Source organism: Paenibacillus aceti (assembly GCF_003614185.1).
In the GTDB taxonomy this organism is placed as follows: Bacteria; Bacillota; Bacilli; order Paenibacillales; family Paenibacillaceae; genus Fontibacillus; species Fontibacillus aceti.
The window spans coordinates 2,779,865-2,797,220 of sequence record NZ_KZ987724.1; the positions used below are offsets into that span (position 1 = coordinate 2,779,865).

At 49.2% G+C, this 17,356-nt stretch carries 14 protein-coding genes and 1 riboswitch; of the genes, 2 read left to right on the forward strand and 12 right to left on the reverse strand.

Annotation, left to right across the window (positions count from 1 at the left end):
• Positions 1-10 precede the first annotated feature (10 nt).
• The 3 genes from BFJ94_RS12440 to BFJ94_RS12450 are packed head-to-tail and all read right to left on the reverse strand — an operon-like array spanning position 11 to position 3,082.
• Positions 11-838 (reverse strand): CpaE/TadZ family protein, encoded by an 828-nt coding sequence (locus BFJ94_RS12440; protein WP_120462959.1) that lies wholly within the window; start codon positions 836-838, stop codon positions 11-13.
• A complete protein-coding gene (locus BFJ94_RS12445) occupies positions 817-1,692 on the reverse strand; it encodes a flagellar biosynthesis protein FlgA (RefSeq protein WP_120462960.1) in 876 nt (291 codons plus the stop codon). Before BFJ94_RS12445 ends, BFJ94_RS12440 begins: the two co-directional genes overlap by 22 nt.
• Positions 1,693-1,696: 4 nt before the next feature.
• Entirely contained in the window at positions 1,697-3,082 is a 1,386-nt protein-coding gene (locus BFJ94_RS12450) for a CpaE/TadZ family protein (RefSeq protein WP_120462961.1), read from the reverse strand.
• Between the two features lie 405 nt (positions 3,083-3,487).
• On the opposite strand from BFJ94_RS12450, the gene BFJ94_RS12455 reads away from it, so the two are divergent.
• On the forward strand, positions 3,488-3,841 hold the full coding sequence (locus BFJ94_RS12455; protein ID WP_120462962.1) for a hypothetical protein: 354 nt from the start codon (positions 3,488-3,490) through the stop codon (positions 3,839-3,841).
• Between the two features lie 287 nt (positions 3,842-4,128).
• Here the strand turns inward: BFJ94_RS12455 and BFJ94_RS12460 are convergent, their stop codons facing one another.
• The 8 genes from BFJ94_RS12460 to BFJ94_RS12495 all read right to left on the reverse strand — a co-directional run bounded on the left by BFJ94_RS12460 (position 4,129) and on the right by BFJ94_RS12495 (position 13,539).
• On the reverse strand, positions 4,129-5,091 hold the full coding sequence (locus BFJ94_RS12460) for a DMT family transporter (protein WP_120462963.1): 963 nt from the start codon (positions 5,089-5,091) through the stop codon (positions 4,129-4,131).
• A gap of 140 nt (positions 5,092-5,231) precedes the next feature.
• Positions 5,232-5,411: riboswitch (FMN riboswitch) on the reverse strand.
• A gap of 97 nt (positions 5,412-5,508) precedes the next feature.
• The gene (locus tag BFJ94_RS12465) at positions 5,509-6,477 is read right to left on the reverse strand and encodes an ABC transporter ATP-binding protein (RefSeq protein ID WP_120462964.1); all 969 of its coding nucleotides are present in this window, start codon (positions 6,475-6,477) and stop codon (positions 5,509-5,511) included.
• A gap of 14 nt (positions 6,478-6,491) precedes the next feature.
• Positions 6,492-7,316 (reverse strand): ABC transporter permease, encoded by an 825-nt coding sequence (locus tag BFJ94_RS12470; RefSeq protein WP_120462965.1) that lies wholly within the window; start codon positions 7,314-7,316, stop codon positions 6,492-6,494.
• Entirely contained in the window at positions 7,313-8,089 is a 777-nt protein-coding gene (locus BFJ94_RS12475; protein ID WP_120462966.1) for an ABC transporter permease, read from the reverse strand. The genes BFJ94_RS12470 and BFJ94_RS12475 overlap by 4 nt, the downstream gene beginning before the upstream one ends.
• 161 nt (positions 8,090-8,250) lie before the next feature.
• On the reverse strand, positions 8,251-9,015 hold the full coding sequence (locus BFJ94_RS12480; RefSeq protein WP_120462967.1) for a prolipoprotein diacylglyceryl transferase: 765 nt from the start codon (positions 9,013-9,015) through the stop codon (positions 8,251-8,253).
• A gap of 93 nt (positions 9,016-9,108) precedes the next feature.
• Positions 9,109-9,918, reverse strand: a complete 810-nt coding sequence (locus BFJ94_RS12485; protein ID WP_120462968.1) for a histidinol-phosphatase — start codon at positions 9,916-9,918, stop codon at positions 9,109-9,111.
• Positions 9,919-10,036: 118 nt separating this feature from the next.
• Entirely contained in the window at positions 10,037-11,782 is a 1,746-nt protein-coding gene (locus tag BFJ94_RS12490) for an ABC transporter ATP-binding protein (RefSeq protein WP_120462969.1), read from the reverse strand.
• Entirely contained in the window at positions 11,779-13,539 is a 1,761-nt protein-coding gene (locus tag BFJ94_RS12495) for an ABC transporter ATP-binding protein (RefSeq protein ID WP_120462970.1), read from the reverse strand. Before BFJ94_RS12495 ends, BFJ94_RS12490 begins: the two co-directional genes overlap by 4 nt.
• A 144-nt stretch (positions 13,540-13,683) precedes the next feature.
• On the opposite strand from BFJ94_RS12495, the gene BFJ94_RS12500 reads away from it, so the two are divergent.
• Entirely contained in the window at positions 13,684-14,589 is a 906-nt protein-coding gene (locus BFJ94_RS12500; protein WP_120462971.1) for a LysR family transcriptional regulator, read from the forward strand.
• A gap of 206 nt (positions 14,590-14,795) precedes the next feature.
• Here the strand turns inward: BFJ94_RS12500 and BFJ94_RS12505 are convergent, their stop codons facing one another.
• Positions 14,796-17,120: an outer membrane protein assembly factor BamB family protein gene (locus tag BFJ94_RS12505; RefSeq protein ID WP_162944261.1), complete on the reverse strand. Its 2,325-nt coding sequence runs from the start codon at positions 17,118-17,120 to the stop codon at positions 14,796-14,798.
• Positions 17,121-17,356: the final 236 nt, after the last annotated feature.

The window sequence follows — 17,356 nt, forward strand, 5'->3', positions numbered from 1 at the left end:
ATCTCCCTCCTTACTGGTTACAGAGGATATCCGTTAGGCGCCTCATTTGCTTAAGAAAATATCTATTAATTAGTGGATTATCCCTGACATACAGCTTGCCTTCCAAGGAATAAGCATAAGCTGCTTTCACATACGGCAATGCAGCGACAATTTTAAGACCGAACTCGTTGATCGCCTTGTGATCATAGTTAATATCCTGGATGTTCATCAGAATGACACTGGTAAACTTGGCTGTACTAATCCCGACCGATGAAGCGAAGTCGAGCAGGCGGACCATATTACTGGTTGCTTCAATCCGCTCTGTAGAAATGAAGAACCCGATATGTGAGAATTTCATCGCCCCCAAGCAGAACTCCAACGGAGGATTATTCGGTATATCCACCAGCACGATATCGAACATGCTCTTGAGCGTATTGATCACATGCTCCAGATGATCGAATTCGAAGTCCAGGTATTCTTCAATCAGATCATGCGGACTCGGGGAGAGCAGATATAGCTTCTCGTACTTGGTAGCCTGAATCTCTTCGCGGAAATCCACCTTGTCGCTCTTCAATACACGAATCAGACCCCCGCCCTTCTTATTCGGCTTGGCATCCAGATAGTGATACAGATTGGGATTGAAGACCTTCAAATCCAGCACACAGGTGTTCAAACCCTTCTGGGCGAGTAAATAGCCCAGGTTGCTAATCACAAGCGCATTGTCAACCATATCGCAGGCTGGTATAAATCCGATCACGCTATAGATGAGCTTGCTCTCCTGGAACTCGGAGCCCATATATTCCTTTGGAGATATTTTATGAAGCACCTGGTCGAGACTTAGTCTGTCGTTTTGATCCACGATTCCACCTCCCTCTGCAAGGTAGGCAATTGATCCAGGATCACCTGACTGTTCTTCCGGCTAAGGATCGTGATCAAGTATTTCTTGCCATCATATCCGTTATACTTGGCGAAATTATCGATCTGTTCCTTCGTTCCCTCGAGCAGCAGCGATCTCGGTTGAATACTCTTCAGAAAGTCACCACTCTTCATCACTTCCTGCCGTTTATCCTCGCTGAGCTTAAGCACCTCTTTATAGACTTCATAGATCGAATGGCTGCTAGAGTTGAGCATATCGCGGACTTCGATGCTATTGAACAATATTTCAGTCTTCATCTTAGATCCTCCAGATGAGTACCCCGCATTGGGATTCCCCCCTGACGAACGCTCCTCCTGTTCATAGGAGACACGGATCCTCACCCGATCTCCCGGCATCAGAATATCTCCCCCCGCCTCGAGGAAGTTATAAGGCAGAGTAAGGACTTCATGCTCATCCGCCATTTCATAGAGCCATTCGTTCTGCTGCGGCTTCTCATCCATGAATTGATCCTTATAGAGGATGCTTTCATCCCGTAGATAGTACTTCGTGAACTTGTCGACTACAGAATTCATATCCTCAGCAAGCACCATATCGTTGGAATATTCCTTGCGAATGATGGAGTATTTCCTGATCTGCTTCTCGGTGATGGGGACATAAGCCGGAATGCCTCCAGACTGATCTATCCGCAGCACCTCCACCGTATCTTTGGCCGCCTCATTGGCATTATTCAGGACAATATATGAGACAATAATGATGAAAATACTGAGCAATAATGCTAAAATTTTCTTGAACAGCTTTCTGTTCGGGGATACGTTCTTTACCGTACTTAAGTCCATAGTGTTATGCACCCTCCATTAGTCTTAGAAGCATCTGACCGAATGCTCTTTCGAATTCAGCTCCTGTATTGGTAAGTGGAACATCCGTCTCTATCTGGGAATCGAACCCGGAATTATAAGGAACTGACCCTGCCGTCCTCATTTCATAGCGCAAATAATCACTGAGTCCCGAAGTCAACACCTCACTTACTTTATCCGCAGTAAAAAGTTGATCCTGAAATCTGGAACGATCATTATACTGTGTGACAATCACCTTCGACTTAGCGTTCAGATAAGTTGCCTTCTCTTGATCGAGCACCACTTCTACATTCCGAACCGTACTTAATACCGCATGCAGGTTGTTAGGAACGCATAGCCCGAACACATCGATATGAATCATCGTCTCTTTGAAACTCCTGAATAAATCCAGTGGCATATCCAGCAGGACGAGGTTAAATCTGCTTCTTAGTACCGAGATCAAGCCAATTAATTTCTCACTGTTGTAGAATTGCTCAAGTAGTCTGTGGTCGTGAAAAGAATATCCCAGGGAGGTAAGCCATAAGTTGTCTTTGATATTAAAAGCGGTTGTCATGTAATCTTGAGGTCTGGCGAGTGTGCGGATGAGCGACGCGCTCATTTGTTCTTCCTTGTTGGTTCTTTCGTGGAAACGGTCAAAGTACATATTCATACTTCTATACTCCGTATCCATATCGATGATAATCGTACTTAAGCCCCGTTTCGAGGCTTCATAAGCTAAATTCACAATCGTGCTCGTTACTCCACTGCCACGATGGCCGGTAATCGCGACAATTCGGCTAATCCCCCGGCTTATATTGGCCAGTTCGCGGCTTAAGCGATCTGTAGCTTCTAATGATTCAGCAGCACCATCCGGCTTTGAACGAAAACGATCGAAGAAGGATCTTCTTTTGGTGGTGGGTTCTTTATCAACTTGCTGTTCATCCTGATTCTTATGTAATGCTTTTGAATTAGAATTAGTATGTATCGGGGGGGACTTGTGCTTAACAGCAATATCTAGTTCAAATTGATATACATCCATGGGGGCACGGATTTTATCAATAGTTATGACTCTAAGGCTGCTATATCGAGAGGACAGCGAGGCGTAGTCTTCCACTTTCATACTGTCTCTGGTAATGAGAAGCACCGGAGCTCCTGGACGCTGACTTTCTTCCAACCACTTCAGTAAATAGGCCAAATTGTCACGATCCTGTCCCAGCTTCTGAGAAAAGGCCTCATCGGTAAGCAGAACCGCATCCACTACAGGAACTCCTTCAGCTATGAGCTCCTTCAAGTCTTGTAGCTCTAATCCTTCAGAATTAATAACCGTAGTTCTTCTTGATAGACTATCCAATACTAATCTATGAAATCCACCGGCTACCACTAGTAATTTCATATATTCACCTGCTAACGAATTATTTCCTAAATAATTAGTAAAATCTACCTCTTTATCTGAATGCTATTATACAAGTAACTACATATTCAGACAATACCTTATATGGTTAAATTACCCTTATTAGGGACTATATAACTAGTGTCCGACGAGCCCACCCATGCCTAAAATACCTGTTTTTGTGCTTTAATGACTACACGCTTTTTTTCAGCATCTACACGCATTTTTATGCAGATGAGCTAACCCCTCCTTAAGTCCTAAGTTGGAGTTAGCTTTTTTGAAATCACGACTTAAATTTGAAAAAATTAATATCTTGAATATAATCTTTGTTTTGCTATAATAGCTAAAATATTACTATTCATTCTTGGTTTTCTTCTGCTACTACATAACTAGAAGGGAGGTGAAATAATGAAAAAAGTTGTATTGATCTTATTACTGGCCTTATTCTCTTTCTCTACTAGCGCATTTGCTGCCTATACTGCAACATCACATGATTTGACAGTCAGTCAATCCGCTCAATATAAATTAAGTGTGGGGCTATGGAGCTCTACGAATGAAACTGTTGAATTATCACTTTATTCCAAAGGGCCGTCAGGTCAACTTAACAAAGTCTTCTCGACTACTGTGAATATCGGGCCAACTTCTCCGAGCCCTGTCGAGTATTCGGTAGGTTATCTTAGTGCAGGAACTTATGTCCTCAAAGGGCAATTCGAAGGATCATATGGCAGTCTAGGACCTGTCAGTTTGAATCAAGTTTATTAATATTCGAAAACGGCAGACGAATTATTTCAATTCCCTAATTGCATAAAGTACAGCTAAAACAGCATCAGCCCGCTCCACCTTCATCTTAATTGCAGAATGTACACTTAAAATAACACTTTGCCCGAATTTCCTAAGAATGAGCTACTTTAAGTGTACAAAATACATTTGAAGGAGAGCACTTACCACAATCAAGGGAAATAAATGTTTCTTTTGCAGTTACACTGTCGCGCAAACAAAGAACAACCCGAGATCATCGTCCCGGGTTGTTCTCTATATCCTCTATCCCATTAAGCCATCGCGTCATTGTTCTGTCTGGAGATGGCGAACAATACGAACCAGATCAGCAGGAAGCCCAAGGCTTGGGCGACAGTTACGATCTGCTGGAAAGCGATCCAGTTGATCAGGACGCCGACCATCGGGAAGCTGAGCTCTGCCAGTGTGGCTACAGAAGCCTTCGTCGTGGTCAGCCCTTTATAGTACACCAGAATGCTGAGCAGTCCCGGGAGCAGCGCTTGACCGAGCAGGTTAAGTCCTACTGCGGCCAGCTCGTAGGAGCCTGACGGCAGATTCCAGGCGGCGCCTTCATTCCAGGTTACCGCGAACAAGAGTGGAAGTGCTACGACGAACCGCAGCGAGGTCACTGTCTCATACTTCATTTGACCGACCATCAACCGACCCATCACTGTGGAGCCGCCCCATAGAGCAGCAGCGCCCAAGGATAGCAGGCTTCCGACTTGCACGAATTCACTCCAGTGACCGATCGGAATAGCGAAGCCAAAGGTTAAGAAATAAGTTCCGGCCAGCGCAATCAGGAACAGAATCGAGAAATGACGCGGCAGTCTCTCTCTCAGCAGCAGTCTTGCCAGAATAATTGCGAATAAAGGCTGCAGCTTCTGCAACAGCAGCACTGCATTGGCGTTCCCATTTGCCAGTCCCATGGTGAACAGAATCGTCGCAATCGCCGACCCACCCCAGGAAATGAACAGCAGCGCCCCAGCCTGCTTCAAGCTCATGCCCTTCAATTCGCCACGATTCTTCCATAATACCGGAATAGCAATGAATGCGATGATAACATGCTCTAACAGAACGATTTGTGCAGAAGTGAGCGCACCCAGCAGAATAATTCTGAATAACGGATCGACTCCCCATAGCGCCGCTCCCAATACAACTAACCAAAAACCGTTTTTGGCTTTGGCGGGACGCGCCGAAGCCGCCTCCTGCACTTTATAGCCTGTACCTACGTTTTCCATCTTGCTGTCTCTCCCTCTCCTTGAATACGGAGTCTTGCAGCAGAAAACCCCCGTGAAGCGACAACAGTCGACATCTACGGGGGCTGATCAAATAAGCATGCGCGGGGGACAGGCTAATCACCTACCCGCACAGACTTATAGTTGATCTTCTCCCATCCGGACTTTACCGTCGGCTCTGGAATTGCACCAGATCAGTCGCTATCGTCCAACAGGACGGACAGCGAGTCGCGGGCTGTGATTCAATCGCCATGCTATGCATCGCTTCTTCAATTGAACCATTCACCGCCGGTCAGGAATTGCACCTTACCCCGAAGATCCATATTCAAATTTTAAATGATTTTATAATAACAGATTATATTTAGTATATGACTTGTTTCATGTAATTTCAATGATAATAATTTCAGCTTTTCATGCTATTTAATATACTTTATGGATGATTTCTTCGAAATCCGGCTCCTTCATCTCGAAATCGTCAATTTCGCCCCAAGTTCCAAGCTCCCGCAAAATATCAACCGTACTCCGTTCCTGACGGTTAGCTTCAATCGTCACGATCTCATCCTCACGATTGGTCACTCGAATCGCCGGATCAAGGGTATCGGGCAGTTGAAATGGACCGCGGAATGTAACGCGGATTTCAGTCGGCAGACCGATCGTCTCCCGGAGTGAACGAGCCGTGCCATCGAATGTCAGCTCCCCATGATTGATCACCATCACACGGTTGCAAAGCTGCTCGATATCGTCCATATCATGCGTCGTCAATAGAATGGTTTTACCGAAATCCTCATTCAATTGCTTGAGAAATCTCCGTATATTCCGCTTCGCATTCACATCGAGCCCAATCGTCGGTTCGTCCAGGAACAGCACATCCGGATCATGCAGCAGCGCGGCGGCCAGATCGGCTCGCATCCGCTGACCTAGCGACAGCTTGCGTACGGGCGTAGTCCAGAACTCATATAAATCCAGCAGCTCGGCGAGCTGGTCAATACGTCTGCGCTTATCGCTCTCTTGTACATTGTACATTTTCGCTAATATATCGTAGGAATCCTTGACCGGCAGATCCCACCACAATTGACTGCGCTGTCCAAATACAACACCGAGGTTGCGCACGGCCTTCCGCCGCTCCTGATGAGGGTTATAACCACCTACAACGACCTCCCCCGTGGTGGGATGAAGAATGCCGGTTAGCATTTTGATGGTCGTCGATTTTCCGGCCCCGTTAGGTCCGATATAGCCGACGAACTCCCCCTGCTCGATCTGGAAGCTGATGCCGCGCACCGCTTCTTTCCTCGTATATTCTCGCGCGAATAAAGTCCGAAGGCCGGAGAAACGCCCCTCACGGACTACCGGGGTTTTGAACACTTTGTATAAATTATTGGCTTCGATCATTAGCCTGCCCTCCCTTAGCTTCCTGTACTCTGATATTTCGTAATGCCAAACCGCCAGAACCGCAGACTTGCCCCTAGACAAATCATCGCCACCACGGCCACCGCCGCCAGCACCCAGACTCCAAGCTCACCGCGAATAATGTACAGAGCTGGAACATAGTTCACGAAGCCGACGGGGATAACGATCAGCAGCATGGAAGACATCCATTTCGGATATAACGTAAGTGGATATTGCCCAGCCGTGCGGGCGGCATCCTCGGTGAAGGTCTGCAATTCTCCGATCCGCGTCGTCCAGAAGCCAATCGTCGCTGTAGCCAGCCCAATTGAGAATAGAATGACCGCTCCAGTTACAATAATAAATAGGGTAAATGCGATGGACATCCAATCGATCTGCCCACTACGCCATAATCCGTGCAGCGACCAGCCCAGGATGAAGCCTCCCTGCAGCACCTCTCCAAGCATAATACGGAAATTACGCGGCATGATGGCGAGAAGCACGGGGACAGGCCTGGTCAGAATCTGATCCAGGTCACCTTCGACTAGATATTTTTCCAAATGATGAACCTCGTCGGCGAAGGTACGATACAGCGTCTTGGATAGCGTCATCACCGAGAACAGATAGCCCATCTCATACATCGACCAGCCTTGGATCGCTCCAAATTTATACAGGACAATGGCGACCATCAGAAACTCTGAAATTTGAATCAGCGCCGCCAGCACAGAACCGAGGAGAAAATTGAACCGATACTGCATCCGGCTGCGAACGCTCGTCTTGATCAATAAATTGTACAGCTCCAGCCATGACTTCAGCTTGCTGCTTAGCTTCAGGTTATCCTTCATCCGCCCTGCACCTCCACCTTATGCCGCAGCACTCGGGTGGCCAGCAAGCAAATTAGCGTCAAAAAGGCGCACCAAAGCAGCGTCCCCCATATATGAGAGCCGTGTTCATAACCGAGATAAATACGCGTGGGAACATAGAGGAGATACGGATACGGTGAATACCAGGCTAATTGAGACAACCAGGATGGCAGCCATTCCAACGGGATGAAGAAGCCGGCCAGCAAATTCACGAGGGCGTGATTGGCCCAATAAAACCAGGAGGATTCAGTAGTCCATAATGCGGTAATACCGATTAAATAATTCATGCAGATCGATATGTAAGCCGCGCCGACAACACTGATTGCAACAAGTGCAATCACAGATCCACTCTTGGGAAATTGAAGCGGAAAAATAATGAGATACAAAATGTAGATGGGAATCGACTTGTAGACAAGCTGGTAGGCGATTTGCCCCCATTCACGAGCAGCCATATGGCTGAATAAATGGATGGGCCGCATCAGATCCAGCGAGATTTGACCGGTCCGCACCGCTTGCGGAATGCCGAGTCCGTTTGAGATGAAGCTGGTAATCCACAGCAGGCTCTGCGTGAAGCAGATGTAACTGATCATGCCATGGGTTCCATAAGCGCCGAGGGGATTGTCCCTGCCGAGCCCGATCCAAATACTGGCGTAGATGAATCCGAACATCGCACTGGCGAGGTTGTGCACCATATGTGCACCACGGTACTGCAAATTGCGTGAATAGGCCTTGGCAGCCAACGTAAAATAAAGCATGAAGCACCTCCGATAAGCATTTTTGACGGCTATTCCGTCCACTTCAGACAAGGGCATTTTGCAGCAGTAGGGACAATCATCATACATTAATCATCCAGGTAAGGCAACCCGTTTTTTTGCACGTACGTACGCAAATGGCAGCAAAGCCGCTATATCACTGCTTATCGCAGCATAGCGGCTTTCGATTGCTTCACTATGAATATCCCGCACCCGATCACGAACAGGAAGATGGCTATAAATTGTGAAGTCGATAATACACCGACACTCCCACGCTCGATGTCCCCTCTATAAAATTCAAGTATAAATCGGCCTGCGCTATATAAGATCAAATAGAGAGCTGCGACCTGACCGTCGGCTTGTTTTCTTTTGGCATAGAAAATCAGTGCTAAGAACAGAAGAAAATCCAACCCGCTTGAAATTAATTGTGTGGGGAGCAGCCGTACGCCTCCTGGGGCAAGAGAGGTCGATGGAAATACCACTCCGAACGCGCTATCTGTCTCCCGACCGTAACAGCAGCCTGCCAGAAAACAGCCAATACGCCCAAAGCACTGGGCTAGCGCAACAGAGGGGATCATCAAGTCAAAATACTTCAAAAAGCCTATCCGCTTCTTGCGGCAATAGATATATCCGGCTAAGATACCGCCTATAATGCCACCATATACTACAAAACCATCTGCGAGCGTCAGCAGCAGGATTCTGGGATTATGCATAATATTCTCGATCTGGGTGAGCCAGAACAAGATTTTAGCGCCTAAGGCCCCGCCCACCAGAACCCAAACCACCAGCGAATCAATAGGATTGCGATCGATGTTGAGCCGCTCGGCCCGCTTCATGGCCACAAAGTAAGCCGTCAGGACTCCAATTGCGATCATCACCCCGTAACCATGAACAGTAAAAGGCCCTATTGAAAATAAATCATTATACATCCTATCCCTCCTCCTCTATCAAGTTCAAATATTCTCGTCAGTCAGTATCCCCATCCAAAGAATGAGAACATGCTCGTAGCGCCATGGTAGTGATCAGGAATGAATGTCCAAGTAATAAGGCACACGCTGCCTGAAAATAACCCATCGCTTATATCCTATTTTCGCTAGTGTCCGGCGAACTTCCTCCCATTCATCTCCGACCCGCAGGGGATCGTGAGCATCCGAGCCAAAGGTAATATCTACGCCATAATGATAGGCTTGCTCGAGGATATTAAGCGAAGGATACCAATCATTCGCGCTCTTCCGGAACCCGCCCGTATTCACCTCCAGCACGGCTCCTCTTTCGGCCATCGTCTTGAGCAAAGTTGCAATATGGGGCGCATATAAATCTTCGAACGGCGGATTCCCGCGATGAACCCGGTCCATATGCCCGATAATGTTCACCCAATCGCTCTGTACAGCAAGCTGCATCAGCTCGATGAATCTCCCGAATTCCGCCGCCTGCTCTTCCTCCGAAGCTGTGCTCCAATCCAAGCTTTTGAGAATCAGAGATGGAGAGGTGAAGTGGATCGAGCCTATCACATAATCTAGCGGAAAGCTGCTATATACTTGGTTGTACAACGCCAAATGCTCCTTGAAAATATCCGATTCAACCCCGATTAACAGCTCGATGTGATCCTCATATTTCTTTTTTAGTTGCAGAGCCTCTTCCACATAGCGGACGAACTCACTCTTGGCCATAGCCAAGCCTGGATAGGGATGATCCTCATCTGCAAAAAAGTACGGAGAATGATCGGTTATCCCCAAAATCTGTATTCCCTTTGAGATGGCACTTTCAATATACTCTTCAATAGTCCCTTTAGCATGTCCACATCGTTCGTGATGGGTATGTAAATCAAACATAGCTCCTCCTCCTTCATTTCTATGCCCTACCGCGCAAGCTCAAAACTGCAAATATGCAGGAATTGTCCTCAACGCTCAGCTCTAACGCTCCACAGATCGCAAGAGTCTACTGCTTCCACTATCCGTTCACTGCCGCGAACTGGCTGTTGTACAGCCCGGCGTAGTAGCCGCCGCGTTCAAGCAATTCCTCATGGCTGCCGCTCTCGACAACATCGCCGTCCTTCATATAGAGGATCACATCCGCCTCGCGGATCGTGGACAAGCGGTGGGCGATGACGAAGCTCGTGCGGCCCTCCATCATCTTCAAGAACGCCGCCTGAATACGGATCTCGGTCAGCGTATCGATGCTGCTCGTCGCCTCATCCAGAATCAGCATCGGCGGATCGACCAGCATCACGCGGGCGATCGTCAACAGCTGCTTCTGCCCCTGCGACAAGCTGTCGCCAGTACCGCTGATCACCGTATCATAGCCCTGCGGCAGCCGCTTGATGAAGCTATGCGCGTTAGCGGCCTTCGCGGCGGCGATAACCTCCTCCTGGCTGGCCTCCGGCTTCCCGTAAGCGATATTGTCGCGGATCGTGCCGCCGAACAGCCAGGTATCCTGCAGCACCATCCCGAAGGTGCGGCGCAGGCTGTCACGGGTCATGCGGTTGATATTCGTTCCGTCAATGGCGATCTCGCCATCCTCGACATCATAGAAGCGCATTAACAGATTCACTAGCGTCGTCTTGCCTGCGCCGGTCTGCCCGACGATGGCGACCTTCGTGCCCGGCTCAACGACCAGATTCAGATCGGTGATCAAGGGGCGATCGGCCTGATAAGCAAACTTCACATGATGGAACGTAATCGTCCCCTGTGCTGCCGGAAAATGCACTGCCTTAGGGTCATCCTTCGGCTCCTCTGGCTCATCGAGCACCTGGAACACGCGCTGTGCCGAAGCTGTCGCCGACTGAAGCTGCGTAATGACTCCCGTAATCTCATTGAACGGCTTAGCGAACAGATTCGCATAGATCAGGAAGCTGGACAGCTCCCCGATCGAGATCCGGGACATAATGACCATGATACTACCGATTAAGGCGATGATCGAGAAGGTAATATTGTTAACCAGACGGGTCGAGGGATTGGATAGCGAACTGACAAATTGGGATTTGACCCCGGTCTGGTATAGTTCCTCATTGCGTGCCGTGAATTCTGCAAAAGAATGCTCCTCATAGCGGAAGGCCTGAACGACCTTCTGACCGCCGATCATCTCTTCGACATAACCGTTCAAGCTGCCCAATATACGGGCCTGATCACGAAATAGCTGCTGGGAGCGGATCGTTATGAAACGTGCCACGAAATACGTCGCCGGCGCAGACAACAGCACGACAATAGTCATCATCGGACTCGTATAGAGCATAAGCACGATCGCGCCGATGACGGTGACGATCCCGGTCAGCAAGGTCGAGAATCCCTGCAGCAGACCGTCCGAAATTGCGTCCATATCATTGACGAATCTGCTGATGCTGTCCCCCTGCGGGTGATTGTCATGATATTTCAGTGGCAGAACGTTCAACCTGTCGAACATCTCGTCACGTAGATCATTGACCGTCTGATAGGCCAGCCGATTCGTCAGGTAAGTCAGCACCCAGCCGAACGCGCTGCCGACCAGATACACCAGGCCCAATATCGTAAGTAGACGAAAGATTTCTGCAAACTGGACCTCACCTATTCCGATCATATGATCGATCGTCTTCCCGATCAGATAAGGACCGATCAAGCTCGCGGCCACGCTGATGATCGCACTGAGGCAGGACCATGTGGCGTAGCTTTTATATTTTCCCGTGTAATTCAATAGTCTTGTCCACGTCTGCTTCATGTTCATGGTTGCATCGCCTCCTCATTGGACAGCTGTGAGCGGCAAATCTCCTGATAGACACTGCAATCGCGCTTCAGCTCGGCGTCGGTGCCGATCCCGGCGATCCGGCCGTCCTCGAAGACGATAATCTTATCCGCCTGCTGAACCGTGCTGACCCGTTGCGATACGAGGAGAACCGTCATTCCTTGGCTGCTCTCGCGGATCGACCTTCTTAAGGCCGCATCAGTGGCAAAATCAAGCGCACTCGAAGAATCATCAAGGATCAGAATATCCGGATCAGCGACGACAGCCCGAGCAATCGTTAAGCGCTGCTTCTGACCACCGGACAGATTGAGGCCACCTCTGGAAATTTGGGTGTTGTAGCCTTCAGGCATTTTGGATATAAATTCATCCGCCTGAGCGATCACTGCCGCCCGCCGGACCTCTTCATCCGTAGCCTGCTCGTCTCCCCAGCGAATATTGTCTGCAATCGTCCCTGTGAACAGCAGCGCCTTCTGCGGTACGATCCCGATCCTGCCGCGCAGCTCCTGCAGGCGATAATCTCGTACATCGATCCCGTCTACCCATATCCGCCCGGAGGTGACATCATAGAATCTTGGAATCAGATTCACGAATGTAGATTTTCCCGATCCGGTTCCCCCGATGATGCCTACTGTCTCCCCACGAGCGATCTCTACGGATATATCACTGAGGGCCGGTTCCCCCGTTGTACTGTATCCGAAGGAGACGTGGTCGAAGACAATCGCCGGATATTTCTGCTCCTCCGCAACAGCCGGAGATACCTGTTGCTGCCGCTTGGCAGGCTCTGGATCAGCAATCGAAGGTACCGTATCCAGCACTTCATTGATCCGCGCCGCCGATGAAGCCGCCTTGGTAAATAGAATAATCAGATTCGACACCACGATCAAAGCGAGTAAAATCTGTGTCACGTAGTTAATGAAGGCGATAATCTCACCGGTGGACAATATCCCCTCATTAATATGAAAACCGCCGACCCATAGAATCGCGATGATCGCCCCATTCACGACGAGCGTTGTTACCGGACTGAGCAGCGCCGATACCCGTCCTACCCGAATTGCCGTCGCAGTAATATCGTCTGAGGCCGCGCGGAATCGCTCCTTCTCGGCCTGTCGTTTGGCAAAGGCGCGAATGACGCGAACCCCCGTCAGATTCTCACTTAACACCTGAGCAATCCTGTCCAGCTTATTCTGGTATAAGCGATACAAGGGGGCAGATTTTGCAATAATAAAAAAAAGAATAATACCGAATATCGGAGTCGCCGCGAGCAACACAAGCGACAATCTGAAATCAAGCAGCATCGCCATGATAATCGCGCCAATACAAATGAATGGTGCTCGAATCACAAGCCGGATCAGCATCGCCACCGCTATCTGCATCTGATTGACATCATTCGTAATGCGGTTAATCAGAGAAGGTGTCCCCAGGCGGTCAATTTCCGCATAGGACAGCGTAGAGATATGGCTGAACAGCGTGTTACGCAGGGTCGTTCCGAAGCCCTGGGAAGCCCGGGCCGCATAATATTGACAGATGAGCGAGCTGCCGAAGCCAAGCAAGGACATCACTACCATCAGGCCGCCCATTCTCCATACATAATCGATATCGTTATTGCCGATACCATGATTCACAATTAGAGCCACGATCGTCGGCAGAAGCAGCTCCAGAATCGCTTCCACCAGCTTGAAGAAAGGACCCAGAATACTTTCCTTCTTGTAAGGTTTTAAGAATACTGCCAGTCTGAACAAAATACCATCCCCATCACAGCATAGTTGACGATTTATAGTTACCGGATATGATTATGACATATCCCCTTCCATATTAATAATATTTGATTTATATCTTATATATATGAAATACATATGTCAGGCGCAGACACGGAGGAGGTCTATATGGATATTAGGCAATTAAGGTACTTCCTAACGATTGCAGAGGAAGGGCAGATCACATCCGCCGCCAAAAAACTGCAAATGGCCCAGCCCCCTCTCAGCCAGCAGCTGAAGCAGCTGGAGGACGAGCTTGGTGTTAAGCTGGTGGAGCGCGGTCCGCGCAGCATACGCCTTACGGATGCCGGGGAAATACTGCGGCGCAGAGCCCAGCAGATTCTCGATTTAGCCGACTCAACCTCTCGGGAAGTCAGTGATTTTGCCAAAGGCTTGAAGGGAACGCTGACGATTGGCACCGTCTCCTCCTCAGGGGCAACCTTGTTAAAAGATAGATTATCCGATTTTCATAAAACCTACACGGGGATTAAATTTGAGATTCATGAGGGCAACACGTTCCGAATTATAGAATTGCTTCAGAGCGGCGTTATCGAGCTCGGTATCGTCAGAACCCCGTTCAACACTAGTGGTATGGGCTACAAATACGCCGAGACGGAGCCGATGATTGCCGTCATGAGCCCGGAGCTGGATTGGGATCCGGAACAAGAGCGCATCCCCATCGCCGAGCTTCGCAATCGCCCTCTGATTATCTATCGCCGATTCGAGCAGCTGATCCGCGAGACCTGCCAGAAGACGGGCTTCGAGCCGAATATATTCTGCAAGAACGATGATGCTCGCACGACACTGCTCTGGGCCAATGCCGGGCTTGGCATCGGGATCATCCCGAGATCCGCGTATAAGTTGGCGAACAACAGCAATCTGATCTATAAAGAAATAGGGAGCTCCGCGCTACAGACCCAAGTCGCAGCGATCTGGATCAAGGATCGGTACCTCTCCTCCCTGGCCAGAAAGTTTCTGGAGAGCTTCAGTGCTGCAGAACCGGGAAGTAGTCAAGAAGGCGGAAGATCGCTGTAACGAAACTGTGGAACGCTACTTGCCTCAAAAAAGGCGATTTGAAAATCTGAGGAAACTGGGTATCGCTATTGGGGTAATTTTCTGCATAAAACCCAGGATTTCACCGAAACAACGATATGACGTTTCGTTAGATTTCGGTTTCCCCCTATTTTGCGGAAATAGCGATATGGTGTTTCGTTAGAAGTCAAAATTCACATAGAACGAGGCTATGGAGCGAGTTCCTGCTCCAGCTCACGAATACTGAAGCGCACCATGGCACCGTTCGCAGTGCCGACATAGAGCTCATCTCCAGACCTATTCATCGTCCCCTTACGGCTCACATCCTCGCGCAGCTCCGCATAACCCATTAGCAGATCAGGAATCCGCCCTAGCAAGCTGCCGTTCGACCTGTCGATCACTAGCAGATTAGCGCCGTAAGGAAGCAGCAAATCATCGCGCAATACGATATAACCGCCCCCGGCACAGGAATCCATATTTTCTGGTACATCTGCTGTCTCTTTCATTTTCCATATCAGCCTACCACTCTTCAGTTCTATCGCTGTAGGGGCACCGTCGCGGAGCAAGTACAGCATGTCCCCGGCGATGACTCCTTTCGCAGCTTTGCCCGAGATCGACCATAGTTCCGTGCGGCGCTCCGTATCATACAGTACCGATTCATACTGTGGATTATTTTTTTCGTAATCTGGAATTAGGCGGTTTCCCGCAGTCTCTCCGCTTTGCAGGCGATCTCCACTTACCTTCGGTCGCATTAGCCGCTGCACAAGCAAATAGCGTCCATCGATCACTTCAAAAGGTTCACCCGGTACAGCAGGATATTCCGCCAGGCTGCTTCCCGTCTGCATATTGAGCCGCACCCAGCGGTCACCTAGCAGGAACCAACGATCGGGATCAGGCTCTGCGAAAGGGCCGGATCTTATTCCTCCAGGATAATAGATATCATAGTCTATAGGCCCCGATAGCTTCCCCTGTAGCTTAACCGACCACATCACCTGTCCCGATTCCGGGTCATAAGCCTTCAGTGCCTCATCATCCCGCACAAGCACATAAGGGTCCGCGCCTCCTTCATTGAGCACCCGGGCCTCGGGAGCCACCTTCCGCTTCCATTTCAGCTTGCCCGTATTATGATCAAGAACGGATAATTCCGTGGTTGCAGGTTTTTGCGTGACGGAATCGGGACTGCTCAAGAGAATCACAGAATGACGCGCCAGCCACATCCCCATTCTGACGTCTTCCTCCGGGACTAGACCCCATAGTATTTTGCCATCGGACAGACGAATTTGCTGTAATCTATTCTCATATCGCTTCGCCTGCGGGTTATAGTCGGTCAATACCGTTACCCTATCCCCTGATTCCGCAACCTCTACCTGCAGAGTGCCAAAGCCTGCCTCTACCTGCCACAGCTTCCTGCCATCAGCCCTAGAGATCGCATATAGATGGGAGTTATGATGCATTCCGCTGAATCCACCATCATCCCCCAGAACTAGCAGTTCTCTAGGAGTAGCCGCGAGCAAATAAGCAAAGTCCAAATCCCCCTGCTGTCGCCATACCTGCTTCAACGGTAAAGTCTTCGGCAATGGAGTATTGAGGAATTTATAAGAGAAGCGGGATTCCGCTCCGCTATAGATAGTCTGGGCCTGACCTGTACCAGAAAAAATCCAGCTCGTTCGCTCCAGCTTACCCTCGTCCGAGAAGGAGACCAGGAAATGCCCATCTGACCGCTCATATCGCCAAGTCTCCCCCAATTGCATCGGCTGGCCATCTATCATTTGCAAATTCTCCGATATCTCCGTAAATAACGGCGCTCCGAGCAGCTTCTGAACAGAAGCTCGATCCATGCCGGGAACGAGTAGCCCGCTCGTCATACTCCTGAACCTATCCGTAGATATTCGGGAGTCCTGGGCGAAGAGCCCTGAAGGAGGCAGCGGTTCTTCACTCGCTATATCCTGCTTCTGAACCCACAACAGGATCGGTTGATAGATCTCTCCATCCTGCTGCCAAGGCTCTGGACCTACGAGTACGCCTGCCCAGCTCTTCCACTGAGCGACAGCGACCCAGACGGAAGCATCCTTCCTATTATCCCATGCTATTGAGCTGTTCGGGGCTAAGACCAGCTTAGCTCTGTCGGTCAGAGTAACCAGTCGCGGCTCATTCGGCGGCTCCATCAGAACGGCATCCTTTGACCAATACCATAACGGCGTCCAGACATTGCCCAGATCCTCGGAATGAAGCTGAAGCAGCTCGCCCTTCCTATCACGGACCGTGAATCTGTCTCCCAGCTGTCCGTAGGATGACACATTAAATTTATAGATGTCACTCTGAGCGGTAATTTGTTCTGGAAAAAGAGGAATCCGCTGCTTGGCCTCCAAGGAGTCCCCTTTTCGCGGAAGTATATTGCTGGAGAGGTCAGGTGCGGCGGTTCTAAGATTTATCCCCGTGTGATCAGCATCAGTCCCCAGAACCGTGGCTGGTGAAGGCAGTAATAATATGGAACATAGAACCATTCCGGCGGCCAGTCTACTTAACTGTATCATCGCTTTCATCTCCCCCATGCCCTGTCAACAGATTTATACTTTTTCATTGAACTCGCCAGCATACCGTCATACGCCCTGGGCTGAAACGTATTGCCATAGCTACTGTAATAATATTATTTCCTATTATATGGTTTATTTCAATTGATTTCTCTAACGGAATTGAGCGACGCTATTCCCACTTATTTCGTCTATTTGAAAATGTAACGGAAATAGCTGACCTCATATTCAGATTTTCT

Excerpts from the sequence above, each read along its gene's own strand:
- BFJ94_RS12445 (WP_120462960.1), bottom strand. The coding sequence starts at position 1,692 with ATGGACTTAAGTACGGTAAAGAACGTATCCCCGAACAGAAAGCTGTTC.
- BFJ94_RS12450 (WP_120462961.1), bottom strand. The coding sequence starts at position 3,082 with ATGAAATTACTAGTGGTAGCCGGTGGATTTCATAGATTAGTATTGGAT.
- BFJ94_RS12455 (WP_120462962.1), top strand. The coding sequence starts at position 3,488 with ATGAAAAAAGTTGTATTGATCTTATTACTGGCCTTATTCTCTTTCTCT.
- BFJ94_RS12460 (WP_120462963.1), bottom strand. The coding sequence starts at position 5,091 with ATGGAAAACGTAGGTACAGGCTATAAAGTGCAGGAGGCGGCTTCGGCG.
- BFJ94_RS12465 (WP_120462964.1), bottom strand. The coding sequence starts at position 6,477 with ATGATCGAAGCCAATAATTTATACAAAGTGTTCAAAACCCCGGTAGTC.
- BFJ94_RS12470 (WP_120462965.1), bottom strand. The coding sequence starts at position 7,316 with ATGAAGGATAACCTGAAGCTAAGCAGCAAGCTGAAGTCATGGCTGGAG.
- BFJ94_RS12475 (WP_120462966.1), bottom strand. The coding sequence starts at position 8,089 with ATGCTTTATTTTACGTTGGCTGCCAAGGCCTATTCACGCAATTTGCAG.
- BFJ94_RS12480 (WP_120462967.1), bottom strand. The coding sequence starts at position 9,015 with ATGTATAATGATTTATTTTCAATAGGGCCTTTTACTGTTCATGGTTAC.
- BFJ94_RS12485 (WP_120462968.1), bottom strand. The coding sequence starts at position 9,918 with ATGTTTGATTTACATACCCATCACGAACGATGTGGACATGCTAAAGGG.
- BFJ94_RS12490 (WP_120462969.1), bottom strand. The coding sequence starts at position 11,782 with ATGAACATGAAGCAGACGTGGACAAGACTATTGAATTACACGGGAAAA.
- BFJ94_RS12500 (WP_120462971.1), top strand. The coding sequence starts at position 13,684 with ATGGATATTAGGCAATTAAGGTACTTCCTAACGATTGCAGAGGAAGGG.
- BFJ94_RS12505 (WP_162944261.1), bottom strand. The coding sequence starts at position 17,120 with ATGATACAGTTAAGTAGACTGGCCGCCGGAATGGTTCTATGTTCCATA.